Annotated in this window: 2 protein-coding genes; one reads left to right on the top strand and one right to left on the bottom strand. The window is 66.3% G+C overall.

Annotated elements, in window-relative coordinates; genetic code table 11:
- The first annotated feature begins 38 nt into the window (after window positions 1–38).
- Window positions 39–737: a pseudouridine synthase gene (locus AC1VAN_RS22900; RefSeq protein WP_480986876.1), complete on the top strand. Its 699-nt coding sequence runs from the start codon at window positions 39–41 to the stop codon at window positions 735–737.
- Between the two features lie 46 nt (window positions 738–783).
- Here the strand turns inward: AC1VAN_RS22900 and AC1VAN_RS22895 are convergent, their stop codons facing one another.
- A complete protein-coding gene (locus AC1VAN_RS22895) occupies window positions 784–1230 on the bottom strand; it encodes a DUF2059 domain-containing protein (protein WP_480986875.1) in 447 nt (148 codons plus the stop codon).
- Window positions 1231–1236: the final 6 nt, after the last annotated feature.

Here is a 1236-nt window from a genome sequence, read left to right as displayed (position 1 = left end):
CACTACCCTGTTCAGCGCGTCATCCGGATAATCGCGCGGTGAGTACCGAACCTGACACCCTCGCCGCGGGCGAGACTGAAACCGCGCCCCTGCAGCTGCTGCACCTGGATGAACGGCTGGCCGTGGTCAACAAGCCGGCCGGGCTGATGGTCCATGACAGCAAGCTGGCCCGTGGCGAAGATGATTTCCTCGCCGATCGCCTGCGCGAGCAGCTGGGCCGGCCGATCTTCCTGGTCCATCGCCTGGATCGCGCCACCAGCGGCTGCCTGTTGCTGGCCTTCGACCGTGATACGGCCAGTGCGCTGGGCAAGTCGTTGATGGGCGGCGAGGTGAGCAAGGATTACCTGGCCATCTGCCGCGGCTGGCCGGCCGAGGAGGCCTGGCAGGTCGACCACGATCTGGATGGCGGTCCCGGCAAGCCGGTGAAGAAGCCGGCGGTCACCGACTTCCAGCGCCTGGCTACCGGCGAACTGTCGGTACCGGTGGGCGAGTTCACCAGCTCGCGCTATGCACTGCTGCGCTGCCAGCCGCTGACCGGGCGCTTCCGGCAGATCCGCCGCCATCTCAAGCACCTGTCACATCACCTGATCGGCGATACCAGCCATGGTGATGGCCGGCACAACCGCAACTTCCGCATGCAGGGTGTGCACCGCATGCTGCTGCACGCCGAGCGCCTGCGCTTTCCGCATCCGGATGGTGGCACGGTGGATGGCCATGCCCGGCGGCTTCTGCGATGAAACGGCCGCGCTTCGCGCTCGCCGGGCATGGCCCGGCGCTACCGCCTCACTTCTTTTCCGGCTCGTTGACGATCGCTTCCAGATCCTTCTGCAGATCGGCGAACAGCGGCTGCATGCGCGTCTGGATCGCCACCATCACGTTCTGCATCAGCGCCGGGGTCTTGTCGAGCAGGCTCTGGCCGGCCGGGCTCTCGTAGAACTCGGCCATGGCCAGCACGTCTTCCTTGCTGAAGGTCTTCTTGTACAGGTCCACGTACATCGGCCGCAGCTGCTGCCACGACAGTGCCTGGCGCAGGGTCTGGCTGGTACGGGCCTGGATGCGCTGCAGCTGTTCCTGCTGCTGGGCGTTGAGCTTGCGCTGTGCGGCGACCTGTTGGAACTGCTGCTGCTGCATCGCTTCGATCTGCGGCAGCATGGTGTCGATCATGCTCTGCGCACGCGAGGCCGACAGCAGGCGGTTGATGTCGCCATCGGTGGGGGCTGCGGCCAGCACCGGCGC

This window comes from Stenotrophomonas sp. 05L44_2 (genome assembly GCF_056665995.1).
The sequence above is the reverse complement of the archived record's forward strand: the minus strand, read 5'-3'. Positions and strand labels throughout refer to the sequence as shown.